Below are 25,213 nucleotides of genomic sequence, written 5' to 3' on the forward strand. Positions count from 1 at the left end.
CCGCGCCCCCCCCCCCCCCCCCCGCCCCCCCCCGGGCCGGGGGGCGGGCGGGGGGGGGGGGGGGGGGGGGGGCGGGCCCGGGGCCGCGCCGGCGCGGCCTGTCCGGCCGGCAGTACCGTTCAGCCGAATCGGTTGCTCCAACCTGCTGATATTTGTCCGACAATCAGCCCGTCGTGCGCTGTCGGCGGCGCGAGTGTCCGAGGCTCCCGCTGGTTCAGCACGCAGACCACAGGAGCTACGGATGAACGCGGTACCCATGATCATGCGACGCTTGCGGCCGGTGGCCGTTCTCGCCGTACCCCTCGCCCTCGGCCTGGCCACGATCGCGGCTCCTGCCGCGGTCGCCGCCCCCGGCACGGACTCCGTGCACGCACCCTCCGACGGCCCGCGCGGGCCCCAGGGCGCCAAGGGGCCCCAAGGCCCCAAGGGGCCCAAGGGGCCCAAGGGCGACCGCGGGCCGGCCGGTCCCGCCGGACCTGCCGGGCCGTGCGTCGACATCGCCGTCGTGGCGGGCGCCACCGCAGGCAGCGAGTACAGCGCCGCCCTCACCCGCGGCAAGACCTTCGTCGGCTACCGCCCCACCCTCACCGGCGCCTACACCTGGCGCGACCTGACCCTCCCCGTCACCCCCGGGTACCCGCGCAACACGTGCAGCGTCGGCGTGAAGCTGGCCGGCGAGCGCGTCTACGTGAAGGTCCTCACCACCGCGGGCGACATCTACGAAACCTCCTGCACCGCCCCCGCCCTCACCTGCACCCTCGGATGGACCGCCGTCATCAAGCCTTGACCCCACGGCCCCCGAGCCATGCCCCCGTCGTGAGCGCGGCCGATGCGACGGGGGCCGGTGCGCACCAACACCACGGGCGTGGCCGCGACGGCAACGTCTTCGGCCGGCCGGCAGCGTCGCGACGCCCGGGGAACCGCCGGACCTGCGCGATGCGTGGGTACGTACGGTTCCGTGGAGCAGTTGCCGGGTACCCCCTTCTCGGGCGGATGACCGACGGGCCGGGGGGCGTCGCGTGGGACGGACGGGGCGAATTTGGTGGTGGCGCGGGGTCGGCGGACTCGCCGTGCTGTGGCTCGTGGGGAGCACGGCCATGGTCTGGCTCTTGTTCGGCGCCCGACTCGGCGCGCTGACGGGCGTCGCCGGGCCGACCGGCACCTTCGTGGTCACCGGCTGCTACGGCGGGCTGGAGCAGACCGACACCCGATGCGGGGGAACCTACACGCCGTCCTCCGTACCCTCGTCCAGTGGCGGGTCCGCAGAGCGGAGCACGCAGCTCCACTCCCCCGCCGACGAATACCTCCCGGGTACCCGGCGGAACGTCCGACTCGTCGGTGGCGCCGCCTTCGAGCCCTCCCCGCTCTCGGCCGCCGAACACGTGACCTTCGCCATCTGGACCGCGGTCACCCTCGGTCTGCCCGGCCATTGGCTCCTCACCTCCGCCCGCCGGGGACGCCTCCGCGGCGGCGACGGCTACGTCTTCGTCTGGCTCGCCTCCCTGGTCGGCGCCATCGCCCTCGGCGTCCTCGCCCTCCCGGTGGCTTGGATCCTGGCGCTCGTCCGGGGATAGGGGAGCCGCGGGATCACCTCCTCCTGGTCTCCAACGGAGGCAGAGGCGACGGGCGTTGGGCGGTTCGGGGCCCTCAGGTCGCGTGACGGACCTTCCATCGGGAGACGCGGCCGCGTTCCTCGGCCGCCCGCGTACAGGGTTCCGTCCGGGCGAAAGCGAGTCCGTTGGGTTCGCGGTCGGGGGCGGTGAGCGGGTGTTCGGTGATCTTCCCGTCCGGGGTGACGGAGCCGACCCGGCCCGTGCCCCACCCGGTGAACCGGCAGGACCCGTTCGGGCGCCGGTGTCCGTCGCCCTCGTGGTTGGGCCCGGCGTGCCCCGTCTCGACCGGGGCAGCGACGTCGTGGGTCACTCACAGTCCCTGCGCGGCCCGAAGTCGCTGGATCTGTCGGAGAACGGCCTGTTCGGAGACCGGAGTGTGCGGCTCCGGCCCCATCCCCACCAGGTCGGAGATGCAGGCGCCGACCCGTGTCACGATGCGCTCCATGACCTCGGAGGGTGCCTGGGCACCTTCGTCACGGAAGGTCATCCGGATCCGGACGGTGTCCTCGGGGAACTCCGCTCCGTCCAGATCCTCGTACCGTACGGTCACCTCCCGGCCCTCGTCGTTCTGCCGGGGGCAGGCCGCGAGGGCGGTACGCAGTTGCGCGAAGGTGGTCTCGGCACCCGTTCCCGAGTATGAGGCGAGGAAGTGCACGGGGTCGCCGGGCGCGTCCGCGGTGAACATCTGGGTGATGGCGGCCCGGGCGCCTTTCTGCCGGAGCAGGGCCCACATGGTGGTGCAGGGGTTCGCCCGTTCCTCCGGGGTCATGGGCCGCAGTTCGCTCGGGTGCGCCTCCCGGACTTCGTCAGGGCCCGGGACCCCCACGGCCTCACCCCGCTGCAGGACAAGCTGCAGCAGGCGCGCGGTGTCCGGTACCCCTCCGACGGCATCCGGCGTGGGCAACTCGACGGAAGGCGAGGGCGCCGGGCCCGTCGACTCGGCCGAGGACGCAGCGGGGGCCGTACCGGCGGCCGGGGTTCCCACCCGTGAGGGCTTGGCTGCCACGACGGTGGGCGGCCCTGAGCAGGCGGGGAGCACGAGACAGCCGGCGAGTACGGCAACCAGAACGGCGGCGCGACGGTCGAACGTCATGTGGGAAGCCCCCCGGCTACGAGTGGATCGGTTATGCGCACCGCACTGTAACCGTGCCGCGTACCGTGACCTGTGGCGGGCCGCTCACAGGGCCAGGTCCGTGACGTCCCGCCCGGGACGTGGGTGTGCGGGCCGGCCCGACCGGGGCGCGGCCCGGGTATCGGAAGTCCGCCGAACCGCCACAACACCACTTCCGGACGGGTGTCAGGAAGCGTGGTCGGGCCAGGGGATGTCGGTGGCGACCGGGGCGGTGTAGTCGACGCCGGGCACGGAGAATCCGTAGAGGCGTCGTACCTCGGCGCGGAACCAGTCGAGGTCGGCCAGGTCCGCGATGGTGGCGGTGGTGGCGCCCTCCCAGCGTTCGGCAACGGCCGCCTGGACTTCGTCGGTCAGTTCGAAGGTGTCCAGGCGGATCCTGCCCTCGTCGTCCAGGGCGAGCGGGGCGACGCCGGTGAGTTGGTCCCACAGGACGGCGAGTTGCTGGATCGGCGGGACGAGGTCGTCTCCGAGCACGCCCCGCAGGAGGCCGGTGTAGAGGGCGATGCCGGGGATCGCGGTGGAGGACTGGGTGACAGCGGCGCCGTTGACGGAGGTCACGGCCCGCCCGCCCACCGTCTTGTCGAGCCGCTCGTTCAGGTTGCGGGCGGTGGCCTCCAAGTCCGCCTTGGCCGCGCCGATCGTGCCCTGTCGGTAGAGGGCGGCCGTCAGTGAGGACCCGATGTAGGACAGCGCGGCGGTGGCGAACCCGTCGGCCAGCAGCCCTCGCCCGGCCAGGTGGTCGATCCAGCGCTCCCAATCCGCGCCACCCATCACGGCCACGGTCTGCCGCACGTCGTCGCCCTCGGCGGGCGCGGTCTCCACCTCGCGGACCTCGGGAACGCCCTCGTCGTCGAAGGCAAGGGTCTTGGTGCGGTTGGCCCGGCCGATCGGCTTGAGGACCGAGGCGTACGTGGCACCGGTATCGGGGTCGGTGCGACGGGGCGCGGCCACCGAGTAGATCAGGTAGTCGAGACGACCGCCGAAGCGCTGCTCGATGAGGTCGGCGACCTGGTCCTTCATCGAGTCGGAGAACGCGTCACCGTTGAGGAAGACCAGGTCCCGCCCGGCGGCACGGGCGATGTCGGCGGTGGCGGCGGTGCGGTACCAGCCGGCCGTCGCGGTACGCCGTACGGTGGGGGCCTTTTCGAAGGACACCGCGATACCGCGGATGCCGGCGCGCTTGAGTCCGGCGAGCGTGGCCGCGAGACCGTATCCGGCGGAGGAGCCGATGACCAGGGCGACCGGCCCGTCGCCCTCCGGGACGCCGGAGGGGGTGGGGGCGGGGGCGGGGCACGCCTGCCACATGTCTGCCACCAACTGCCGGCAGCCCACGGGGTGGGAGTCGAGGAAGAGGAAGCCCCGGTTTCGGGGAGTGAGAACGCGATCGGTCACGATGACAGTCCTTGGGTCGGCCGGGTCACGGACGCGGCGACCAACCCGGCCGACCGCGCCCTGCAAGTCTGCGACAGCTTCCCCGAGGCAGGCGGCCCCCGACGGCAACAACGATCATGCGCCGGACTTGGAGTGTTTCCACCAGTGGCCGACCAAATGGGAAGCGTTCGCGCCCTGTTGAACATCGCCCGGCTGCTCCCGACACCGCACGCCCGTCCACAGCAACGACAACGACGCACCGGCCCGGAGCCGGGCCGGGTCATTCCCGGGGCAGGCCCGGGGCAGGCCCGGTCCAATGCCTGGCCACGGCCGGTCCGCGCCGACCGACCCCGACCACGTTCCACCCGCCGATCTCCATGTACGACGCCACCCTGTCGATGAGCGCCATGGCCCCACGGTCCTGGCACTGGGTGTCGGACCGGGCAAGACCGGAGCTCCGCTGACCGGCCTCACCCTGAGCCGCATCGACGGCGCGCACACCGGATCGACCTCCGACCTGTTCAACACCGCCTCCCACCTCGGCATCGAACTGGGAGCCGTCGCCACCGAGGTCGTCCTGCCCCACGAGCACACCGCAGCCGCGCGTGGCACCGATGCCGTCGCCGCCTCAGCCGCAACACTCCTTCACGTGATCGGCGGAGGCCTGCTGACCATGTGGGCCTGATGCTCCTGCTGCCCACCCGACACACCACCTCGGGCGGGCGACGCAACGCGTCCACACCCCGAGCTCCCCGGACGAGGCGGCCCCACCGACGACGAGCGGCCCGGACCACCGCACACGCCCCGACACAGGGACCGAGTCGCCGCCCCCACCCCCGACATGGACCCGACGACGAGGCCGACCCCCTGCCCTACGCGGAAAGCAGGCCGCCGCCGCAGCGACGACACAAGCGGCTGGGATCGCCGGGAACAGCCGCAAGTCAGGGGGCGAGGCAGACCCCGAACGGCTCATCCCCGCGCGTGCGGGGAGCAGCCCGCGCTTGGTCCGGTCGTACGGCACGTCGTTGGGTTCATCCCCACGTGTGCGGGGCCCCGGGGACCCGGGGACCCACGGGTTCATCCCCGCGTGTGCGGGGAGCAGCGCGACACCCCACCTGCGGAGTCCCACTGGTGGGGGTCATCCCCGCGTGTGCGGGGAGCAGTCGTCCCGGGTCTCGGCCGGCACGAGGGGGGTGGAGTCATCCCCGCGCGTGCGGGGAGCAGACCACGCTCCGGACGTCGGACGACGACCAGGAAGGGCCATCCCCACGCGTGCGGGGAGCAGGCCGAGTCCTTCCCCAGCAGGTACACCGACCCGGGGTCATCCCCGCGCGTGCGGGGAGCAGCCGGAGCAACCGCAGATGCTGGCGTTGTACCAGGGGTCATCCCCGCGCGTGCGGGGAGCAGGCTTCCTGAGCTGGGAGTCTATGTGGGCAGGGGCCCCTGATCCAGCACTTTCATCGAATCCGGCAAACGTTACATACCGCCTCGACGGCCAGTCGGTTCGCATGACGCCTCGACCGGCTGGGGGTAGCTGGAGCGGACAGGCCGGCGCTTGCACCCCAGCGGCCGGCGCACCGCATCGTCGTCGTCACGCCGGCAAGGGCCCGACATGTCGAGGACCAGGCCTGCGGCGATGGGCTGCGAGGCCGATGTCGTCCGGGTCGCCTCACCCGGTCGGCGCGCCAGAGACCCGCCCGGACTGTTCGCGTTCGGTCGGCAGCATCGCCATGAGTGCGACGCCTCTCAGCAAGCGTGACGGCAGGCCGTCGACTCGGCCATCGGTCGATATTTGACCGATCGTTTCACTATCACCTACAGTTCCCACATGGCCAGGACCAAGGAATTCGACCCGGACGCCGCGCTGCAGTCAGCTCTGGAGCTGTTCTGGCGGCGCGGCTACGAGGCGACCTCGATGGCGGACCTCGTCGAGCACCTGGGCATCGGCCGCGCCAGCATCTACGCCACCTTCGGCAACAAGCGCGAGCTGTACCTGAAGTCACTGGATCGGTACAACGAGAACCGCGACTCCGACCTGCTGGGCGAACTGTCCCAACCAGGCCCCGCACTGCCCTCCGTGCGTACGGTGGTGCGCCGCTTCGCGACCGAGGCGAATTCCGACGACCGGCGCCTGAAAGGGTGCTTCGTCACCAACACGGCCGCCGAGCTCGGCGCGCACGACGCGGCGGCGGCCCGGCGGGTCGAGGCGAGCTGGGACCACGTCGAGACCCTGCTGCGATCGGCGCTGGTGCGGGCCCAAGCGCAGGGCGAGCTGCCCTCGGACCGCGATCCGCGCGCGCTCGCGCGGATGCTGCTGGTCCTGATGCAGGGGCTGCGGGTGGTCGGCAAGGCGTCGCAGGACCCGGGCCGGGTGCGGGACGCCGCCGAGCAGGCATTGACGCTGCTGGACTGAGCAACACCTCCTTCGAGGAGGTTCCTTCATGGCCAAATTATGGAACGTTCAGTCAAATATCAGGGGGAGAAATGTTCGGCGCCCAGAGCTCGAAAACCACGACCGCAGCCACCTCGTCCGGCCCCGCGCCCGGCCTCCCACCCGACCTCCCGCCCGGCCCCGCACCCGGCCCCGCCTTCGCGCTGCTCGGTGCCGTACAGATGTCGCTGATCTTCACGCTCACCTCGCTCGTCGTGCCACTCCCCCGGATCGGCCGCGAATTCTCGCTCGACCGGGACGACCTGATCCTCCTCAGCGCCGCCTACGGGCTGACCTTCTCCGGACTGTTGCTCTTCGGCGGCCGCGTCGCCGACCGTTTCGGCGGCCGTCGCGCCCTCAGCGCGGGGTTGCTCGTGTTCGCCGCGGCGTCCCTTGCGGCGCTACTGGCCCCGGGACCTCAGACCCTGCTCGCAGCCCGCTTCGCGCAGGGGGCCGGCGCCGCGCTCACCGCACCCGCCGCCATGGCCGTACTGCGTGCGGTCTTCCCGCACCCCGCCGAGTACGGCAGGGCAATGGCCACCTGGGGCGGGCTCTCGATCCTCGGGGCCACCGCGGGGAACCTGCTCTCCGGAGTCATCTCGACGCTCGCGTCCTGGCGGTCCGCCCTGGCAGTCCCGGTGGCCGCAGCCGCACTCGCACTCGTCCTCGCCCCGCGGCTGCTGCCCGCGACCCGGGCCGGCACGGGCCGCTCCCTGGATCTGCCGGGCGCGCTGCTCGCCACCGCCGGGATCACCCTGGCCGGCTACGGCCTCGTCCTCACCGACGCTCACCCCTGGGGTTCGGCATCCGTCGTGATTCCCCTGCTCACCGGGGCCGCGCTCCTCATCGGCTTCCTGATCGTCGAACGCCGCGCCCAGGACCCGCTGCTCCCCCTCGGATTCCTCCGGGACCGCCGCCGGGCCTTCGCGCTCACCGCGATCGGCCTGACCGCCGCCGGGACCGCGACCACGTTCGTCCTGCTCTCACTCCACCTCCAGCAGGACCGCGGCTGGTCCGCCCTGCAGACCTCCGCCGCCTTCGTTCCCTTCGCGGTGGCGCTCCTCGTCTCGGGCCGAACCGCCGGCCCGCTCATCGCCAGGTACGGGGCGCCGGCCGTCACCACCTCCGGACTCGCGGTCGCCGCGACGGGCCTCGCGCTGCTCGCGCTCACCGGCCTGGCATCCCACACCCCCTACGCCTACGGACTTCTCCCCGGCCTGATCCTGTTGCCGGCCGGCGTGGCCGGCGCCTTCGCGGGGGCCGCCGTCCTCGCGACGGACGGGGTGGAGCCGCAGGAGACCGGACTCGCGGGCGGCGTCATGAACACCGCCATGGAGCTCGGCCCGACCGTCGTCCTCGCAGCCCTGCTCACCCTCGGCTCCGACGCCACCTCACTCGCCGCGACGGCAGTCGCCTTCGCCGCCGCCGCGTTCCTCAACACCCGTACCGAATGACCGAATGACCGAGTAGCCGAGTAACCGAAACAACCGAGTAGCCGAGTACCCGAGTAAGCGGCTACGCACCTAAGGAGTCATCACCATGACCGCACGCTTCACCGGCAAGACCGTCCTCGTCACCGGCGCAGGTTCCGGCATCGGCCGGGCTATCGCACTCGCCTTCGCCGCCGAGGGGGCGGCGGTGGTCGCGGCAGGACGGACCGCCGTATCGCTCGACGAGACGGTAGCCCTGATCGAGAAGGCCGGCGGTACGGCAGCCGCGGTCACCGCGGACGTGACCCGCTCCGATGACGTCAGGGCCTTGGTACGCCGCACCGTCGAACGATTCGGCAGCCTTGATGTCGCCGTCAACAACGCGGGCGTCTTCCGGGGCGGCGCACCCATAGCCGACCTCCCCGAGGAGGACTGGCGCACCCTGCTCGACATCAACGTCACCGGTGTGCTCCTCGGACTCCAGGCCGAAGTCGCCCAGATGCGCGACCAGCCGACCGGCGGCGCGATCGTCAACATCTCCTCCAACCTCGGCGCGCACACACGCATCCCGGGCGTGGCCGGCTACATCGCCACCAAGGCGGCCGTCTCCGCCCTGACCCGGGCCGCCGCCCTGGACCACATCTCCGACGGGATCCGCATCAACTCGGTCAGCCCCGGCGCGGCCGACACCACCATGTCGCTGTTCCCGGGCGAGACCGAAGCCGACCGTGCCGCGCGGATGAGGGGCTCGTCGCCGCTGGGGCGGGTCTCCTCCACGGCGGAGGTCGCGGCAGCCGTGCTGTACCTGGCCTCGTCGGATGCCGCCTCCGTGGTAGGCAGCGATCTGGTCATCGACGGTGGCGTCTCCGCCTGACCGGGATCACGGCCGTACGCCGGTCCCGTACCCAAGGGGGCAGGTACCTCGACGCCATCCGGTCGACCCTCGGCAGCACCGGCTCGACCCGGGCTCCGGTACGGGCTCAGGTACGGGGCCGGGTACGGGGCCGGCCGGTGCCGGCGGTCACCTCGCGTGCGATGCGACGCCATTCGCCTTCCCCTCCGGGCAGGGGCCAGGCCCACGTCGGCTGTTCCACGGTCTTCAGGTCCTGGAGGCGGCGGCCGAGCCGCGGGCCGGCGGTGGCGGCGCCGTCCGGGACGGTGGGACCGTGGACGGCGCGGAGCTCGGCGTGGCGCGCCAATTCGTACTCGTAGGCACCCACGGCGTCGTCGACGCGTGCGGCCAGGTCATCGCGCGGCACCGTACGGTGCAACTGCAGCAGTGGGGGCTCGACGGACTCGGCGATCGCCGCGGCGAGCCGTGCGTGGCCGTCCAGGATCAGATGACAGTCCAGGCCGCTGACCCACCACAACAGAACGGGTGGGAGGGTCCCCTCACGGGCCTGCTTGCGGTACGCCTTGACCCGGCTGTCGCCCGGACCGGGCATGGGCCTCAGCGGCAGGATCTCCCAGGACACGGAGTGGAAGAACCAGTCGACGTATCCGTCCGGATGGCCCTCGACGAGCATCGAGCTCCAGTGCTCGGCGTGCGAGGTGGCAGCGTGGCGTCCGCGCTGGAGTGGGCTCTCGCACGAGAGCAACCATCGCCCGTCGTGCAACGGGCTGCCCGGCGAGTCGCCGAGGTGGCGCGCGAAGCGGTGGGCCCACCCATCCGGGCGGCCCGACAGGGCACGCCCCGCGTCGGCGCGCAGCGGTGGGACGAAGGAGCGGTAGCCGTCGGCGCGCCAGAAGTCCACGCCCCGCAGGGGCTCTTCGACGACGGCGAGGAGGACGGGCCGCGACAGTTGGGAGACCAGCAGCCGCGGCCCGGCGGTGAGGACGGACAGCTCCGGCCGGTGGCGGTCCTGTACCTCCAAGGACAGGCCGACCCATGTGCCGTCGTCCCGCGTGACATCGCTGCGCTGCATGCCGTGAGCGTAGTCGGCGACGACTCCGTGGTCGGGGGCTGTGCCTGTGCCTGTGCCTGTTTCAGGGTGCCTTCCGCCCCAGGAGTGCGAGCAGTCGCCGCTCGGGAGTTGCGTCTTCGGAGATGGACAGGGCGGGTGCGTACATCCCGGTCGTCGCGAACCGGTCCGCCATGGGAGCGATCGCCGTCAGAGTCGCCGCGACCGCCTCGGCATCCAGTGACACATCGATGCCCGCGGCTTGCGCGAGGTCCCAGGTGTGGACGAGCGGCTCGATGACGGCGGTGGCAAGCACCCGATCAACGGTCACTTCGCCGTGATGTGAGGCGACTCGACGGTTCGGGTCCGCGGTGTTCAACAGCTGCCGCATCGACTGGACGGTGTCGGCCCAGGCACTCGCGGGTTGGCCTGTGACGGCTCCGGCCGGATCGGACCTCGGCTCACGCGGCCCCTGCCCGGACAGCAGGGAGGCGATCTGCTGCTGACCGTCGATGATGTGTCCCAGGACGTGCAAGCAGGTCCAACCCTCGCAGGGAGACGGGCTGTTCCAGCGATCCGCCGGCACGCGGTCGACGATGTCGGTCGTGTTGGTGAGTACGCGCATGTAGCGCGTCATGGTCCGGTTCACCGTGTGTGCGTTCACCGTGTGTGCTCCGAGTCCTGCGTCGACAACAGGGGGTGCAGGGCGTTCCAGGCGGCCAGGGACAGTGGTCCGGCCGCTCCGCCGGGTGGTTCGGTCCCGGTGAGCAGCCATCGACGCGTGTACTCGTGGGCCGGCCCGATCCATACGGCGATGACGACACCCAGGGAGAGTGCTTCGTCCCAACCGTGCCGTCGCAGCCACTCGGTGACGGCGCGGAAGAATCCTCGGCTGCTTTCCGCGATCCTGGGCGCGTCCAGAGGGGTGAACCAGGCGGGCGGGGTCGACAGGAACGCCGCGAGCTGCGGGTTCTCCTCCACCCACGTCAGGTGGCGGTGTACGACACCCTCGACACCGGCCCGCAGACCGGTTTGGGGGGTCAGGACGGCCAGCAGCTCGGCCTGGTGCTGTTCGAGCCCTTGGAGATAGACCGCTTCGGCCAGGTCCTGCTTGGTACGGAAATGGTGGAAGAGGCTTCCGTTGCTGACCTCGGCCCGCTTCCGGACCTGCTCGACCGTCGTGCCCTGCACTCCGTTCTCGAGGAAGCAGCTCAGGGCTGCGGTCAGGATGCGCTGGTAGGTGTCGGGGCTCAACATGGTGCCAGAGTAGCGCTCTAGAGTGCCACTCCATCGGTGATATCCGGTCACGTTCCGGGGGTGGGTCCCGGCCGCGCACCCGGCCCACCCGGCCCCCAACCCCCCACCCCGCCCGGCGGTGCGGCCCGTGCGTCGCTCGCGGAGGGTTCAGGCGGTGCCGGTGGGCTGCAGGTGCGGGGCGGCCTCGGCCACGGTGTAGGAGGAGGTGAAGGTGAAGGCGCGCGGGGACGGACCGTGCGCCCGCAGGTCCGCCAGTCGCTCCAACGCCTCCTCGACGGTGGGGAGGTGACCGGCGGGAACCCACCAGAGAACCAGGTGCGGCTCGACGTGCCGCGCGAACCACTCACGGCGACGCCGCATCGCCTCCAGGTGCCCGCTCCGGTAGGTGAAGTCCCACAGGGACTCCTGCGTCTCCCACACGGACATGTTGACGATGACGTCATCTCCCGCCGGGCGCAGTTCGGTGGCGTCATCCGCCCCCTCTTCCACGAGCCGCCAGACGAAGCCGGGCGTGCCGTCGGCGGCGGAGTTGAGCGGTTCGAGCATCTCGACGAACGGCGCCATGCGCGGGTCGTCCAACGGGTGGCGGAGCGTGGCGACGTTGAGCAGGGCGAGGTGCGCGGCAGGGGCGTGCTGGGATGCGGTCATGACCTCATCCCAGCACGCCCCACGTTTCTATGTCAATCAATATTGTTTTTAGAATTCTCGACCACCACGCAGCACTCCCCCGGGCGGGCCTCCATGCGGGCACGGACGGCGCCGTCCGAGCCGAGGAGACCCTCCAGCAGCGCGAGGTTCATGCCGCAGACGAGCGGCGGAAAGCTTTCGGCGACGGCATGGAAGGGGCAGTTGCGCATGCGCACGACGGGCGCGTCCTCTTCGGCTTCCCCCTGGGCACCGTCCGCGCCCAGGGCGCGCTCGGGGACCTCCAAGTGCGGTTCGTAGCCCCGGGCGGCCAGTATTCCCATTGCCTCCTGGAGGCCGCCACAGGGTGCGGTCGAGCCGCGCAGGGCCTCGCCCCGCCTGCGGGCGGCCGCGCGGAGTCCGTCGTCCAGTCCCGCCTGCTCGGCGGCCTCGGCCAGCAACTCGGCGGCGGTGCGGTAGTCGCGAGCCGGCAGCGACACCGACCTCTCGACCGGCGCCCGCGTGTACACCTTGGCGGGACGGCCCGCACCCGGCCCCGATCGGCCCGTCAGTCGGCGGCTACCGCTCTCCAGCAGCCCCGCGGCGGCCAGCTTGTCGAGATGGTGAGCGGCGAGCGTGCGCGCCACCCCGGCCGCCTCGGCGGCCTCGTTGCGGCCGACCTCGCGGCCCTGCGCCACCACGTACTCGTACAGACGGCGCCGCACCGGGTCCTGCAACACTGCGATCGCATCGATGTCCTCCACCTGTCCATTCTAAGAACAACTCAGGTTGGACATAGATCGGCCCGACTCACGGGCCGAGGACCAAGCCGCCGAGCCTGCCGTCATGCGGCGAACCGCGCGGAGTGGGGATTCATCCGTTCTGCACCGACACCTCAAGAAGACGTCGGCCCGCGCACCTCCCGCGTCCTCCTACCGGCCCCTCGCCCGGACGAACGCCCGTCGTCGCTGGAGGGGGCGGCATCGAGGGGCTGACACCCTGTTCCCGGCCGTACGCGGGCCGGCATGCTGTGGCCATGGAAGACACGCACAAAGGGCACAACTCCGTGGCGATCGTCACCGCCACCGGCGAGTACGACGCGGACACCGTGGGACCGATCGCCGAGGAGCTGAGCACGGCGGCCGCGACCCACCGCACCGTCGTACTGGACGCCTCGGCCCTGACCTTCGCCGACTCCTCCTTCCTGAACCTCCTGATCAGGGTCCACCGCACCACGGCCCTACGCATCGCGGCCCCACAGAGCCAGTTGCTGCGCCTCCTGGAGATCACCGGCGCGGACCAGGTCCTCGACCTGCACCCCACCCTGAACGAAGCGGCCCGGCCCTGACGGGCCACGAGCGGCACACATGAAACTCCCCGAGCCGGTGGCGGGCCTTTCCCGTGACCGCGCGAGCGACGTGTGCGAGGATCGCGTGGTCGATTCGACACCGGGCAGACGCGGAGACATGGGACGGTCACGAGGCAACGACGAGCCGGGCGGACGTAGCGCCCGCCCGGAGGCGTCCCCCGCTCCTTCCCCCGCACCCCCACCCGCCCCGCTCCCCGTGACCGCGGCCGACGCCCGCACCCAGGTCGCGGCCGTGCTGCGACGAGCCGGGCTCCCCTGGGACCCGCGCGCGGTGACGGACGCCCTGATGGTCACCACCGAACTCGTCACCAACGCCATCCGCCACGGCGGCGGCCTGGCCGCGTTCCACGCCGATGTCCACGAGGGCGCGCTACGGGTCTCCGTGGCCGACCACAACCCCCAACCCCCGATCACCCGCACCAGCCCGCCCGCCGGCAGCCGCATCGGCGGCTACGGCTGGCCACTCGTGCAGAGCCTCGCCGCCCACCTGAGCGTCACCACGCACGGCAACGGCAAGCTCATCACCGCGGACCTGAAACTCCACTGAGCCGTCCGCCCCGTCCCGCGGACCGCCCGCGGCCCACCCGCTCCGCCGACCGGTCGGGGCGGGTGGGCCGCGGGCGGGCGGTGTTCGCCGCTGCGCCGTTCGCCGCTGCGCCGCAACCGGGGCTCAGTCCGCGTACACGACGATCAAGCAGAGTGCCGCGAACGGTACGACGGATGCTCCGAGCAGCGTCAGCACCGCCGGGACGGCCGCCGCCCGCCGCTCCCGACCCTTGCGCAAACCCGCGCGGAACACCGCCCGAGCGGGGACGAGCGGCAGCACCACGAGGGAGACGAGGACGACCGGCACCAGGAACCGGCTGAAGGCGGTGGCGCCGGTTTCGGTGGCCAGGCGCCAGGCGGTCGAACCGAAGACGACGGCCGCGCCGGCCAACAGTGCGAACGAGAGGACCGACGCCACGGCGATGGTCAGCCTCTCCGCCCACCACTGGGCCCGCGCGCTCTCCCGGCGCACGTCCGTCATCCCGTCGTATCCCATGCGCGTCCCCCTCCGCCACCGCGGTTCGGCGTCGTCACCGCACCGCAGGCCGATGGTACGGGGAGGGATGCGTCCACGCCGCGTCGAGACCGTCATCGGGCGGGAGTTGGCGTGCCGGCGGGTGGCCTTCGACGACCGGAGTTCCTACGCGGCCGGCTCCGGGGAGGGGCTCGGGCAGAACTCGGCCAGCAGGACGTCCGTGAACGTGGTGATCGGTGAGTTCCAGTCTCCATTGACGTTGACCGACACCATGCGCGTGCCGTTGCGGGTGCCGAAGGTATAGGTCCAGGAGCCGTTGATGGCTCCTCCCATGCCCCAGACCGTCACGCCGCAGGACAGTCTCTGCGAGGCGATACCGAGCCCGTAGGCGGTGTCGGGGATCCAGTTCCTGGTCGGGACCATGGTGAGCATCTCCCTCTGCTGGGCGGGGGGAAGGACCCGACCGCCCAGCAGTGCGCCGAAGAACCGGTCGAGGTCGCCGGTCGTCGAGATCATGCCGCCCGCGGCCCATCCCCAGGACGGGTTGAGTTCGGTCACGTCGTGGATGCCCGCGTGGGGGTCGGTCAGCATCAGCTTCGAGTAGTGCCGGCCGTGGGGTCCGTGGATGAGCGGATCGTCGCCGCGCGGCAGGTACGTCGAGGCGAGCCCGAGCGGGCGGGTGACGCGCTGCTCGATCGTGGTGGCGAGCGGCCGGCCGGTCACCCGCTCGATGATCATCCCGGCGAGGAAGTAGCCGGTGTTCGAGTACGCCCAGCCGCTGCCCGGCGCGAACGTGGGCGGATGGGACACACCGATCCCCACGATCTCCTCGGGGCGGTAGCTGTCGAAGCGGTGCTTGAGGAACGGCGTGTCCGCGCCCCGGGCCCTCATGACGTCGTCGTTGACGTAGTCGTAGATTCCGCTGGTGTGGTCGAGCAGTTGCCTGATGGTGATCCGCTCGGGTTGGTAGCCGGGGCCGCGCACGACGCCGGGCAGCCACTTCTCCACCGAGTCGTCGAGGGTGAGCCTGCGTTCGGCCGCGAGTTGCAGCATGACGGTGGCCGTGAACGTCTTCGTGGTGCTCCCGATACGGAAGCGGTCCTGCTCGCGGCGCTGACGGCCGGTCGATGTGTCGGCCACTCCGGCCGTGCCGACCCACGTGTCACGGCCGTCCTGGATCCTGGCGAGGATCCCGGGCACGCCCCCGTCGGCCACGGCCCGGTCCAGCACGCGCTGAACCCCGGCGCGATCGCGAGGAGTCGTCGCCGCGGCCGCGGTCGGGGCCGCGACGGCGATCTGGGAGGCCACCGCCGCGGCGACGATCAGCCGCAGCCCCGCACGAATCCCTCGGCCGGGCTTGCGCATCGTGTTGCCGGTCCGGCCCCGGGCCGGACGGTCGCCGTGAGGACCGGAGACGGAGAGGGCGGTCTGTCGGGGCGTTGTCGTCGTGTTCATGAAGGAATCGTCGGACCCTGACGCAGGGTCAGGGTCAAGCCGGTGCGGGACCCGGCTCCCCTACGGCGGCCGGCACCTTGCCGACCCGCTGTTCCTGACGCGAGAACGCTACGTTGCGTTTTAGCTTCCTGCAATACTGGCGTTGCGTGTGATCAATGATATTGCAGTTCAGTTGCCCATCTTGTTGCAATGACTTGAATCTCAACGCAACGTTTCGCCAGAGATTGCGTTGCATTTGTGCGACGGTGAACGCTATGGTGGAGCCTCCCGATGACGAAGGAGACCGCAATGCCGGGAGGCAGGCTCACCCAGCAGGAACGCCGCCAGATCGAGCTGGGAGTGGCCGACGGCCTTGCCTACGCCGAGATCGCCCGGGCGCTCGACCGCCCCACCTCCACGGTCACGCGTGAAGTGATGCGAAACGGTGGCCCCACCGCCTACCGCGCCGACCTGGCCCACCGCGCCACCGAACGCCGGGCGCACCGTCGCAGGCAGCCTGCGCCCCGGGGAGCGGAAGCGCCGGCGCAGGCCCACGGCCGGGACTCCGAGGCCGTGCGCGAGTACGAGGAGGTGTTCGCGACCGTCTTCATGCAATCGGGCCTCCCCAGGATGACGGCCCGGGTGCTGGCCGGCCTCTACACCACCGACACCGGCAGTCTCACCGCGTCCGAACTCGCCGGGCGCCTGCAGATCAGCCCGGCCTCCGTGTCCAAGGCGATCGCGTTCCTCGAAAGTCAGGGGCTCATCCGCCGGGAACGCGACGAGCGGCGTCGCGAGCGTTATGTCGTCGACGACGACGTCCTGTACCAGTCGACGATGGCGAGCGCCCGGGCCACCGCCCACCTCGGCGACGTCGCCCGGCAGGGCGTCGCCATCCTCGGCCCCCACACTCCGGCCGCCACCCGCCTGGAGAACATCGCCCGCTTCGTCACGTTCATTTCCGAGAGCATCGCCCGAGCCGCGGACCAGGCCCGCGAGGTCCTCCACACGAAGCCCGAAGGGGCCTCGGACGGCGCGCCCCGGCCGCATTCGGACCAGCCCGGTTCGGACCGGGGGTAAACGAGACCGTTCGGGACGCGGGTACTGGGGCGGGGCGGGAGCGGCAGGGGTCGGCCGGCACGCCGGCCCCTGACCCCGCCCGGGGCGGGCTGGTCGGCGCCGTCAGGCCGACCCCGGGTCCTGCGCGAGATCCAGGTCGAGGAGCGCGTTCGAGACCGCCTCCGTGGGCGCCGGGTGGATCCACAGCGGGGTCCTCGCGAGCGCACCGGCGTCGATGCCGAAACTCATGGCGACCACCAGCGGTTGGATCAGGCTCGTGGCCTGCGGGCCCATGATGTGCGCGCCCAGCAGCTGCCCGGTGCGGCGGTCCGCGAGAACCTTGCAGAAGCCGGTGTCGTCCTCCAGGGCCCAGCCGTAGGCGGTGTCCGAGAAGGGGCGCACGGAGACCGCGTAGTCGAGGCCGTCCTGCCGGCACTGCTCCTCGGTCCGGCCGACCTGCGCGATCTGGGGATGTGTGAACACCCCGGCGGGGACTGCCTCGTGGGAGGTGCGGACCAGGTCGTCGGGATGCAGAAGGTTGTGCGCCACCACCCGCGCCTCCCGGTTCGCGACGTGCTTGAGCGGGAAGGACGTGCAGACGTCACCGAGGGCGAACACCCCCGGGACGCCGGTCCGTTGGAAGTCGTCGACGACGACCCGGCCGTCGTCGTGCAGGTCGATACCGGCCCGGCGGGCGTCGATCCGGTCGCTGTTCGGAATGCGCCCGGCCGCGACCAGCAGGGTGTCCGCCTCCACGGCCGTGCCGTCGTCCAGCACCAGGCGCAGCCGCCCCGGCTCGCCCTCCACGCGGGTGAGTGCCGTTCCCGTGCGCACGTCGTACCGGTCGGAGGCGATCTTCGTGTAAGCGGTGGCGACCGCCTCGTCCTGTGCGGAGAGCAGGGTGTCCTCCTGCTCGATGATCGTGATGCGGCTGCCCGCGGCGTGGAAGACGTGCGCGAGCTCGGCTGCGATGTAGCCGCCGCCCAGAACCGCCAGGTGTCGTGGCGGGCGGTCCAGGCGCATCACCGTGTCGGAGGTCTCGTACGGCAGCCCCGAGTCGCGTACCGGCGGAGGTACGGCCGGGCGGCTGCCGACGGCGACGACGACCTGCTCCCCGCGGACCTCGACGGCGTCCGCGCCGCTCCCGACGGTCAGTGTGCGGTCTCCGGTGAAGCGGGCCCGTCCCTTGAGGACGTCGATGTTCGGGGCGTCGCGGCGGCCCTGCTCCCCCTCGGCGGCCTGCTGGTCCAGGCGCCCGAAGACCCGGTCCCGGACGGCGGACCAGTCGACGCCGCTCAGCCGTGCCCGTACGCCGAACCGGTCGGCGTCGCGGATCCCGGCGGCGAGGTCCGCGACGTGCACGAGCATCTTGCTGGGGATGCAGCCGCGGTTCAGGCAGGTGCCGCCGAAGGGGCCCTCGTCGACGAGGGCCACCCGTAGGTGGGAGAAACGGTCGTCCACGAGGGCGTTGCCGGAGCCCGCCCCCACGATCACCAGCTCATGAGTACGCATCGGCGGAACGTACCCCCGCATTGCGGATGTATCCGCCAACGGCACGCGCCCCGCCGTGTCCGTGCCTGCCACCAGCGGCAGGCCATCGGTCGGCCTGCCGCTCGCCGACGTCGGGCTCCGGCCCGGCGGGGGGATTCCCTCGCGTGGCGGGCGTCAGGAGGGCGGGTAGGCGGCGTACTTGAGGCGGCGGGCGAGGTGGGCCGCGTTCGAGGCGAGGGTCGCCGTGGTGGCCGCCGTCTTCTCGGGAGTCTTGTCGAGATCCTGGTAGTCGGTGCCCTGCATCGCCTCGCCGACCCAGTAGGTGACGGCGTTCGCCGGCAGGGTGAAACCGCAGTCGTTCAGGCCTTGGAACAGTTCGGCGCTCACGTGGTGCGCGCCGTCCTCGTTGCCCACCACGCACACACCGGCGACCTTGCCGTAGGTGAGCATGCGGCCCTCTTCGTCGCTCTCGCCGATCTCGGCGTTCAGGCGTTCCAGGACCCGCTGGGCGACGCTGGACGGATGCCCGACCCAGATCGGCGTGGACAGGATCAGGATGTCCGTACCCAGGATCGTCTCCCGGATCTCCGGCCAGAAGTCACCCTCGCCCATGTCGACCGCCACTCCGGGGCGGACGTCGTGGTCGGCGACGCGGATCACCTTGCCGCTCACGCCGTGGTCGGCGAGGGCCTCCATGGTCTGTTCCGCCAGCAGCTGGGAGCTGGACGGCTCGGGGGACGGGGACAGGCTGCACACGAGGGCTACGGCGCGCAGCGGAGTGGTGTCGTTGGCTTCCATGGGACCCGCCTACCCGTAGAAACGCGTTCCGATCACGCGTCACCGGCCATCGAGCCAAATGCCCAACAAAATGTTGAAGGTGCAGACCATGTGAACACTCGGCGCGCATGCCCCGCCCACCTGTAGGGCATGAGCGAGCGACCGTGCCCCACCCCCTCCCTTCCGAACGGAGCTGCCGCGATGCCCCTGTGGCTCACCGTCCTTGTCGTCCTCGGCGTCTGGGCCCTCGCGGCGACCGTCCTCGGTCTCCTGTTGGCCCGCCTCATCCACCGCAATCCGGCCCCCGCCCTCCTCCCCGCGGTCGTGGAGGAGAGAAGATCCGTCCTGGTCATGGTCACGGTCACGGCGGGCCCGGCGAGGAGGGCCTGAGCGGTCCGGGAATCTTCATGGACCTTATGGATCTTATGGACCTTCGGGATCGGATACGGGCGGCGGGGGTGCCCGCCACTCGTTCGTCCCCGGTTGATCGTCAGGCGGTGGGGTAGCGGAGCGGCATGGCTCCCGAGAACGCATCCACCCCTGTGACCGGCTACGTACAGCCCGAGATCGACGTCGCCTCGCTGACCGCGGTGCTCGACGGCGAGTACGCCGGGATCCGTGACCTCGTCCGTACCAATCTGACGGAGCACGCCTCCGTGCTCGAAGAGGCCGACGAGCTCGGCATCGACGCCTTTCGCGAACGGGTGCGGGAGATCGTCGTCGAGATGGCCGCCACGGGCCAGACCGGCATGGGCTTTCCGCCCGAGTACGGCGGGGGCGGTGACGTCGGCGCCTCGATCGCCGCCTTCGAGACGCTGGCCTTCGGCGATCTGTCGGTCCTGGTGAAGGTCGGCGTGCAGTTCGGACTCTTCGGCGGCGCGATCCTGCATCTGGGCACCGCCCGCCACCACGAGGCGTACCTCCCGGCCCTGATCACCGGCGAGCTCATGGGTTGCTTCGCGATGACCGAGACCGGGCACGGCTCCAACGTCCAGGCACTCGGCACCGTCGCCGAGTACGACCCCGCGAGCCGGGAGTTCGTCATCACCACTCCCGACGAACAGGCGCGCAAGGACTACATCGGCAACGCGGCCCGGCATGGCGAACTGGCCGTCGTCTTCGCGCAATTGGAGGTGGACGGCCAATCCCGGGGCGTGCACGCCTTCGTCGTCCCGCTGCGGGTCGAGGGAACGCCGGCGCCCGGTGTCCGGATCGAGGACGACGGACGCAAGATGGGGCTCAACGGTGTGGACAACGGCCGCATCCGGTTCGACGGCGTACGGGTGCCGCGCGAGGCGCTGCTCAACAGGTTCGCCGACGTCACCCCCGACGGCGTCTACGAGAGTGCGATCGACGACCCCAACCGGCGCTTCTTCACCATGCTCGGCACCCTCGTGCAGGGCCGCGTCAGCGTCGCGGGCGCCGGGATCAACGTCGCCAAGGTCGCGCTGACGATCGCCACGAAGTACGCCGTGCGGCGCCGGCAGTTCGAGGCGGACTCGGGCACCGGGGAACAGGTGCTCCTCGACTACGGCCTGCATCAACGCCGCCTGCTGCCGCTCATCGCCCGGACGTACGCCTTCCATGCCGCACAGGACGTCGTGCGCACTCAACTGCACGAGGTCTTCTCCGACATCGAGGACGACGCGCAGGCGCGACGCCGGCTCGAATCACGGGCCGCGGGCCTCAAGGCGCTCGGCACCTGGCACGCCACCCGGGTCGTCCAGGAGTGTCGCGAGGCGTGCGGCGGCGCCGGCTACCTCGCCGTCAACCGGTTCGCCGCCCTCAAGGGCGACAGCGACGTCTTCACCACCTTCGAGGGCGACAATCACGTCCTGCTGCAGCTGGTGGCGAAGGGCCTGCTCACCGATCACGCGAGCGAGTTCGAGGACCTCGACCAGCTCGGCATGGTCCGGTACGTCACCAACCTCGCCGTCGAGACGGTCATCGAGCGGACCTCGGCGCACAAACTGCTCGAACGGGTACGGGACCTCCTGCCCGGCGGCGAGGAATGGGACCGGGAGGCCGGCCTGCTCGACTCGGAGTACCAACTCGCCATGGTCCGTTTCCGCGAGGAGCACATGCTCGCCGGTCTGGCCCGGCGGATCAAACGCGGCATCGACCAGAAGCGCGATCCTGGCGCGGTCTTCTCCCAGGTCCAGGACCACGTCATCGCGCTCGCGCGTGCGCACGTCGAGCGGCTGGTGACGGAGGCCTTCGTCGACCAGGTGCGCGCGCTGCCCGAAGGCGACGAGAAGGCTGCGCTCGGCCTTCTTTGCGACCTGTCCGCCCTGTCGACGATCGAGGCGGACCGGGCTTGGTTCATGGAGCACGGACGGCTGACCGTCCAGCGTTCCAAGGCGATCAGCCGCGAGGTGAACGACCTCTGCCGCAAGGTCCGTCCCCTCGCCGTCGACCTCGTCGACGCGTGGGGCGTCCCGACCGCGATGTTGAGGGCGCCGGACCTGGTGGGCTGAGCCGGGCCGAGTCGTGCGACCCGGTTCGCGTCGGGCGCGACACCGCCTCGGCCGGTGGCCCGGACCCCCCGCGGTATCGGGGGTTCGGGCCACCGGCCGAGGCGGCACCGGTGCGGGGCTCAGATCACGCGCCGGCCACGATGGCGCCGAGGACCATGCCACCGACGAGGCCGACGGCGCTCACCACTATGGCGATCGTGGCGAGCCGTTCGTGTCGGACGGCTTTGGCGACGATGGCCAGCACCAGGCCGATCACACCGAACACGATCGGCAGGAAGATCAGGGCGATCACACCCAGCACGATCGCGATGATGCTGAGGACGTTGCCGGTCGACGCGCCGCTCGGGGCGCCGCCGGTCCCCTGTCCGGTGGGCTGGTTACCGTACTGCGTCGTCATCTTCCACTCCTTCGGAACGATCAACCGGAAACCTGGTCCGAAGAGGACCGGCCTAGCCCGCGATTACCCCGAAGTCCGTTGAGAATGCCGCCACTTGGGAACTCGCGTGCGGGCCGATGAGCCGGTGGCGTCCTGGAGTCCAGGAGTCCAGGAGTCGGCGGTGACCGCCGCCGGTCCGGATGGCGACCGGGTGAGGTCGTCCTACAGGACGCCCCGGTGCCCCAGGTCGCGGCCGCTCCCGGGGGCCGCCCGGTCCAGGGCGTCCGGAACACCGACCAGCCCCTGGGGCAGGTACCGCGAGTGGACGTCGAGCGTCCACCCGTGCGCCTGGACCGCGAGAGCCGTGGCGGCGAGGGCGCCCAGGGGCAGCAGGGTCCGGGACGCGGGATCGTCCCCGACGTTCCGCCGGTACTCCAGCAGCCGGGCCACGAGGGCCTGCTCGAAGGCGGCCCGATCGTCGTCGAGCAGCACGCGGAGCAGGCGCTGGTCGGGCGTGAGGGTGCCTGCGGCGTCGAGCCCCTGCGCTGCTGCCGCGCGCTCCTCGGTGGTGGGCAGGCACAGCGGCACCGTCGGCCGGCGGTTCCCGAGGTGGCCCGAGGGGGTCAGGTAGCGGCTCAGTGCGTCCATCTGCGCGAGGTCGGTCACGAGTGACGCGGACTCGAACCGCGAGTAGGGCACTCCGTCACGGATCGCGGGCGCGTAGTCCTCCCGCAGCAGGAGGCCGATCACCAGCCGATGGTCCCACACGCGCCCGCTCACCAGGGCGAGTTCGAAGGCGTCCACCCACGACCGGGCCGTCGGTGCCTCCGAGGCCACGGCATCGAAGTCCTTGTCCTCGGTGGTCAGCGTCTCATCGATGAGCGGGAAGAGAAGCTCCTGGTCACCGCCCGGGAAGCAGCCCCAACTCAGCAGGCCGAGCGAGCACTCCGCAGCCGTGTGCAGGACGTTCCGCAGTTGCCCGTCGGGGGCCGCGCCCGCCGCGATGGCGGCTGCCGCGTGGTCGAGGAGTTCGTCACGCATCTCGTACAGGGGCCCCATGGACAGTCCGCCGTACTGCATCCAGTGCCACCGGCCGAAGGTACGTCGGCGTATGTCCTCAAGCGCCTCTGTCAGCCGCTCGGCATTGATGTCGTGGGGAGTCACTTCCGGCACTGCCGCCGCCCTTTCGTGATCACGTCGGTTGAACGGGGCACGCTACCAGCGGGGTCCGACGCCGATGCCCTTCACCGCGCGCCGACGACGGTGCCGGCGCACCGAGGGGCGCTCCGTAGCGCGCGGCGTCGGCCCCGGCCCGTGGAGGGACGGGGCAGCGGGGTCCCACGACAACAGCGGTACCCGGCAGGGTCAGTTGGAAGTCGGGCGAAGGACCAGGCAGACGAAACCGAAGCTGTCCCGGTAGGAGCGCAGCCATTCTTCGCGGCGGGTGGTGGCCGTCTCAAGGGCTTCGGAGCTGTTCGGATCATCAGGATGGTCCAGTGCCCAGGAAGCCAACGACCCCCAGCACGCCCACTCGTAGTCGTCCAGTTCCCGACGGGTGCTGACGTGGCCGTGGACAGGTACCCATCCATCGGCGGTCACACGGTCCAAGGTGGTCGCCAGGTCGGTGAGGTCACCGAGCATTCCGACGGCCGCCGGGGACGGTTCATCCGCCCAGAATCCCTCACCGACCAGGACGCGGCCGCCCGGAGCCAGGTGGTTGCGTGCTGCCGCGAGTGTGGGGAGCAGGCCGCCGAACGCATGGGTGGATCCGATGCTGAGCACCAAGTCGAACGGGTGCGGGGAGGCGAAGTCCGCGGCTGCCCGATGGTGGAGCTTCAGACGTTCTCGCACGCCGCGCTCGCCCGCGGCCTCATGGGCCCGCGCCAGGGCGTCTTCGGAGGTGTCGACGCCTTCGGCACGCAGTCCGGGGCCGGCGGACAGGGCTCGGAGGAGCCATTCACCTCCTCCGCAGCCGAGATCGAGCACCTGTGCGTCGTCGTGGGGGATGCCGTGGCCGAGGAGTTCGCGCACCGAGTCGTCGTCGAGCGGAGACCTGATCGGATGGTTGGCATGGGCGATCCCGGACACGTGTTCACGATTCACCACCGCAGCCTGCCATCGCCGGAAGTTCTGACGCATCCCATTTCCCGGCCGAGGAGAAGACCGTGCCCGTCATCGCAGGCCTTGACCGCCCTCACGGCGATTCGGGCCGCGCCAGGGTGCGCCGGAAGTCCCCGCCGGGGACCGTGGGCCGATGCGCGGTGGGCAGGTTCGAGGTGCCCCGCGAGCGGGTCGGGCGCAGGCTGGACCCATGCCCGACCAGACGGAGATCGTCGTCCACCCCGTGTCGCCCCAGGGCGGCCGGAAGGTGACCGTGCATGCGCTGGGTGTGGACGCCGACCTAGGGCGCGCCCACACACCCGGTGACGTGTCGGAGTTCCTGCGGCGCGCCGGCCTTGAGGACGTGGACCTCTCCGAGGACGGCCCGATCCGCTGGGAAGGCGGCGGCCCCGAGGTGTGGACCTGAGCCGTACGATCGCCGCCACCGGGCCATACGAACGTATAGGGCCGATGCGCCATACGGTCGTATGGATCCGCTTCGATCGGATGCTCCACCCCGACGGTGGATCGGTGAGCAGAATGCCGGCGAACGAGGGTTTGGCGACGACGGTCCGGGACACACGCGCGGGTACGGTGGACGCCTCAGGAGACGGGCGGCCACCGCGGCTGGGTGACCGCAGGCGGCTCCCCTCCCCCCTGGGAGTCGCCTGCGGCCCGCCGACCCCCACACCGCGGCATCAGCATCGCGCGACAAAGGGGCACGCCGGGGCATCGTCCGCCGCGTACGACGAAGCCGCGTCCGACGAACTCGCGCCCCACCCCCGGAGCCTCAGTCCGCGACCTCCTGAGGCTTGGGGTCCTTGGGCTCGGGGTCCTTGGGCTCGGCAGTCCGATCGGCCTCGCCCCGCGACTCCTCCCGGGATTCGGTCGGGTCCCCGGCTTCGCCTTCCCACAGATCGGGCGCCTCGACGACCCGCGGGGGAAGGTCGGGCGTGAGGGCGCCCTCGTTCTCGGGAACCTTGGCCGGCAGCTCCGGTTCGGGCGTGAGGGCTTCGCGGGCTTCACCTTCATGAGTGGTCATACATCCCGCCTGCCCCGCGAATCGATCCGAACGCCCGCCCGAGTGAACAGGCTTTCGGATGACGGGGTTACGCACCTGCCCACCCTGGCCGACGGTCCGGGCCCACGGATCGCGGAGTGCGCACACTCCCGGGCCGACCCGTCTGCGGATACGGCGGGAGGCAACGGCCGCCCGGCTCGACGCGGTTCGGGCGGCTCGGCCCCCCGCGTGCCGCGTTGCGGGCGACCGGCGCGACGCGCCCCCGCAGGCAAGGCCCCGACATGCAGGACGAGCCCCGGCCTGGGCACGGGGCTCGTCCTGGGCCGTTC

The 25,213-nt window shown here is 71.4% G+C and carries 28 protein-coding genes; 12 read left to right on the plus strand and 16 right to left on the minus strand.

All coding sequences use genetic code 11. The annotated features are described in order from the left end of the window. Positions 1-241 precede the first annotated feature (241 nt). Together NOD94_RS16625 and NOD94_RS16630 are read left to right on the plus strand one after the other, a co-directional pair. Positions 242-787: a hypothetical protein gene (locus NOD94_RS16625; RefSeq protein WP_281206717.1), complete on the plus strand. Its 546-nt coding sequence runs from the start codon at positions 242-244 to the stop codon at positions 785-787. 310 nt (positions 788-1,097) lie between these two features. Further along, positions 1,098-1,574 carry a hypothetical protein gene (locus tag NOD94_RS16630; protein ID WP_281206718.1) on the plus strand — a complete coding sequence of 159 codons (477 nt, stop codon included), beginning with the start codon at positions 1,098-1,100 and terminating at the stop codon, positions 1,572-1,574. 73 nt (positions 1,575-1,647) lie between these two features. Here the strand turns inward: NOD94_RS16630 and NOD94_RS16635 are convergent, their stop codons facing one another. From NOD94_RS16635 to fabV, 3 genes are all read right to left on the minus strand, one after another. Further along, on the minus strand, positions 1,648-1,923 hold the full coding sequence (locus NOD94_RS16635; protein ID WP_281206719.1) for a hypothetical protein: 276 nt from the start codon (positions 1,921-1,923) through the stop codon (positions 1,648-1,650). Continuing rightward, a complete protein-coding gene (locus NOD94_RS16640) occupies positions 1,924-2,382 on the minus strand; it encodes a hypothetical protein (RefSeq protein WP_281206720.1) in 459 nt (152 codons plus the stop codon). It lies immediately after the preceding gene. 528 nt (positions 2,383-2,910) lie between these two features. Next, positions 2,911-4,137: an enoyl-[acyl-carrier-protein] reductase FabV gene (fabV, locus tag NOD94_RS16645; RefSeq protein WP_281206721.1), complete on the minus strand. Its 1,227-nt coding sequence runs from the start codon at positions 4,135-4,137 to the stop codon at positions 2,911-2,913. Positions 4,138-4,432: 295 nt separating this feature from the next. On the opposite strand from fabV, the gene NOD94_RS16650 reads away from it, so the two are divergent. The 4 genes from NOD94_RS16650 (at position 4,433) to NOD94_RS16665 (ending at position 8,851) form a co-directional block, all read left to right on the plus strand. Next, positions 4,433-4,801 (plus strand): hypothetical protein, encoded by a 369-nt coding sequence (locus NOD94_RS16650; RefSeq protein ID WP_281206722.1) that lies wholly within the window; start codon positions 4,433-4,435, stop codon positions 4,799-4,801. 1,143 nt (positions 4,802-5,944) lie between these two features. Continuing rightward, complete coding sequence (locus NOD94_RS16655) at positions 5,945-6,529, plus strand: TetR/AcrR family transcriptional regulator (protein WP_281206723.1); 585 nt, start codon at positions 5,945-5,947, stop codon at positions 6,527-6,529. Between the two features lie 71 nt (positions 6,530-6,600). Then, positions 6,601-8,001, plus strand: coding sequence for an MFS transporter (locus tag NOD94_RS16660; RefSeq protein WP_281206724.1), 1,401 nt, complete (start codon positions 6,601-6,603; stop codon positions 7,999-8,001). Positions 8,002-8,086: 85 nt separating this feature from the next. Continuing rightward, complete coding sequence (locus NOD94_RS16665) at positions 8,087-8,851, plus strand: glucose 1-dehydrogenase (protein ID WP_281206725.1); 765 nt, start codon at positions 8,087-8,089, stop codon at positions 8,849-8,851. A 106-nt stretch (positions 8,852-8,957) separates the two neighbouring features. Here the strand turns inward: NOD94_RS16665 and NOD94_RS16670 are convergent, their stop codons facing one another. From NOD94_RS16670 to NOD94_RS16690, 5 genes are all read right to left on the minus strand, one after another. After that, a complete protein-coding gene (locus NOD94_RS16670; RefSeq protein WP_281206726.1) occupies positions 8,958-9,902 on the minus strand; it encodes a hypothetical protein in 945 nt (314 codons plus the stop codon). 61 nt (positions 9,903-9,963) lie between these two features. Next, the gene (locus NOD94_RS16675; protein WP_281206727.1) at positions 9,964-10,542 is read right to left on the minus strand and encodes a TIGR03086 family metal-binding protein; all 579 of its coding nucleotides are present in this window, start codon (positions 10,540-10,542) and stop codon (positions 9,964-9,966) included. Beyond that, the gene (locus NOD94_RS16680; RefSeq protein ID WP_281206728.1) at positions 10,539-11,135 is read right to left on the minus strand and encodes a TetR/AcrR family transcriptional regulator; all 597 of its coding nucleotides are present in this window, start codon (positions 11,133-11,135) and stop codon (positions 10,539-10,541) included. Before NOD94_RS16680 ends, NOD94_RS16675 begins: the two co-directional genes overlap by 4 nt. A 147-nt stretch (positions 11,136-11,282) precedes the next feature. Continuing rightward, positions 11,283-11,783 (minus strand): DUF3291 domain-containing protein, encoded by a 501-nt coding sequence (locus NOD94_RS16685; protein WP_281206730.1) that lies wholly within the window; start codon positions 11,781-11,783, stop codon positions 11,283-11,285. A gap of 32 nt (positions 11,784-11,815) precedes the next feature. After that, the gene (locus NOD94_RS16690; protein ID WP_281206731.1) at positions 11,816-12,523 is read right to left on the minus strand and encodes a helix-turn-helix domain-containing protein; all 708 of its coding nucleotides are present in this window, start codon (positions 12,521-12,523) and stop codon (positions 11,816-11,818) included. A 272-nt stretch (positions 12,524-12,795) separates the two neighbouring features. Here NOD94_RS16690 and NOD94_RS16695 point away from each other — a divergent pair, with 272 nt between their 5' ends. Together NOD94_RS16695 and NOD94_RS16700 are read left to right on the plus strand one after the other, a co-directional pair. Then, positions 12,796-13,107 (plus strand): STAS domain-containing protein, encoded by a 312-nt coding sequence (locus NOD94_RS16695; RefSeq protein WP_281206732.1) that lies wholly within the window; start codon positions 12,796-12,798, stop codon positions 13,105-13,107. Positions 13,108-13,225: 118 nt separating this feature from the next. Next, positions 13,226-13,675, plus strand: a complete 450-nt coding sequence (locus NOD94_RS16700) for an ATP-binding protein (RefSeq protein ID WP_281206733.1) — start codon at positions 13,226-13,228, stop codon at positions 13,673-13,675. Between the two features lie 123 nt (positions 13,676-13,798). On the opposite strand, the gene NOD94_RS16705 is transcribed toward NOD94_RS16700, so the two are convergent. Beyond that, on the minus strand, positions 13,799-14,170 hold the full coding sequence (locus NOD94_RS16705) for a hypothetical protein (RefSeq protein ID WP_281206734.1): 372 nt from the start codon (positions 14,168-14,170) through the stop codon (positions 13,799-13,801). 144 nt (positions 14,171-14,314) lie between these two features. Continuing rightward, a complete protein-coding gene (locus NOD94_RS16710; RefSeq protein ID WP_281206735.1) occupies positions 14,315-15,604 on the minus strand; it encodes a serine hydrolase domain-containing protein in 1,290 nt (429 codons plus the stop codon). Positions 15,605-15,892: 288 nt separating this feature from the next. Between NOD94_RS16710 and NOD94_RS16715 the strand changes: the two genes are divergently transcribed. Next, on the plus strand, positions 15,893-16,663 hold the full coding sequence (locus NOD94_RS16715; RefSeq protein ID WP_281206771.1) for a helix-turn-helix domain-containing protein: 771 nt from the start codon (positions 15,893-15,895) through the stop codon (positions 16,661-16,663). A gap of 102 nt (positions 16,664-16,765) precedes the next feature. On the opposite strand, the gene NOD94_RS16720 is transcribed toward NOD94_RS16715, so the two are convergent. Both NOD94_RS16720 and NOD94_RS16725 read right to left on the minus strand, forming a co-directional pair. Then, the gene (locus tag NOD94_RS16720) at positions 16,766-18,154 is read right to left on the minus strand and encodes a mycothione reductase (RefSeq protein WP_281206736.1); all 1,389 of its coding nucleotides are present in this window, start codon (positions 18,152-18,154) and stop codon (positions 16,766-16,768) included. Positions 18,155-18,307: 153 nt separating this feature from the next. Next, positions 18,308-18,931, minus strand: coding sequence for an NAD(P)H-dependent oxidoreductase (locus NOD94_RS16725; RefSeq protein WP_281206737.1), 624 nt, complete (start codon positions 18,929-18,931; stop codon positions 18,308-18,310). Between the two features lie 129 nt (positions 18,932-19,060). Here NOD94_RS16725 and NOD94_RS16730 point away from each other — a divergent pair, with 129 nt between their 5' ends. Then, positions 19,061-19,300 carry a hypothetical protein gene (locus tag NOD94_RS16730; RefSeq protein ID WP_281206738.1) on the plus strand — a complete coding sequence of 80 codons (240 nt, stop codon included), beginning with the start codon at positions 19,061-19,063 and terminating at the stop codon, positions 19,298-19,300. Positions 19,301-19,425: 125 nt separating this feature from the next. Continuing rightward, positions 19,426-21,387, plus strand: a complete 1,962-nt coding sequence (locus NOD94_RS16735) for an acyl-CoA dehydrogenase family protein (protein WP_281206739.1) — start codon at positions 19,426-19,428, stop codon at positions 21,385-21,387. 124 nt (positions 21,388-21,511) lie between these two features. Here NOD94_RS16735 and NOD94_RS16740 read toward each other — a convergent pair whose 3' ends face one another. The 3 genes from NOD94_RS16740 to NOD94_RS16750 form a co-directional block, all read right to left on the minus strand. Continuing rightward, positions 21,512-21,784: a hypothetical protein gene (locus NOD94_RS16740; RefSeq protein ID WP_281206740.1), complete on the minus strand. Its 273-nt coding sequence runs from the start codon at positions 21,782-21,784 to the stop codon at positions 21,512-21,514. A gap of 201 nt (positions 21,785-21,985) precedes the next feature. After that, entirely contained in the window at positions 21,986-22,936 is a 951-nt protein-coding gene (locus NOD94_RS16745; protein ID WP_281206741.1) for an Imm49 family immunity protein, read from the minus strand. Between the two features lie 192 nt (positions 22,937-23,128). After that, positions 23,129-23,866, minus strand: coding sequence for a class I SAM-dependent methyltransferase (locus NOD94_RS16750; protein WP_281206742.1), 738 nt, complete (start codon positions 23,864-23,866; stop codon positions 23,129-23,131). Between the two features lie 208 nt (positions 23,867-24,074). Between NOD94_RS16750 and NOD94_RS16755 the strand changes: the two genes are divergently transcribed. Beyond that, complete coding sequence (locus tag NOD94_RS16755; RefSeq protein ID WP_281206743.1) at positions 24,075-24,290, plus strand: hypothetical protein; 216 nt, start codon at positions 24,075-24,077, stop codon at positions 24,288-24,290. Positions 24,291-24,653: 363 nt separating this feature from the next. On the opposite strand, the gene NOD94_RS16760 is transcribed toward NOD94_RS16755, so the two are convergent. Continuing rightward, positions 24,654-24,905, minus strand: coding sequence for a hypothetical protein (locus NOD94_RS16760; RefSeq protein ID WP_281206744.1), 252 nt, complete (start codon positions 24,903-24,905; stop codon positions 24,654-24,656). Between the last annotated feature and the right edge of the window lie 308 nt (positions 24,906-25,213).

The sequence above is a fragment of the Streptomyces sp. Isolate_45 genome (assembly GCF_024721315.2).
In the GTDB taxonomy this organism is placed as follows: domain Bacteria; phylum Actinomycetota; class Actinomycetes; order Streptomycetales; family Streptomycetaceae; genus Streptomyces.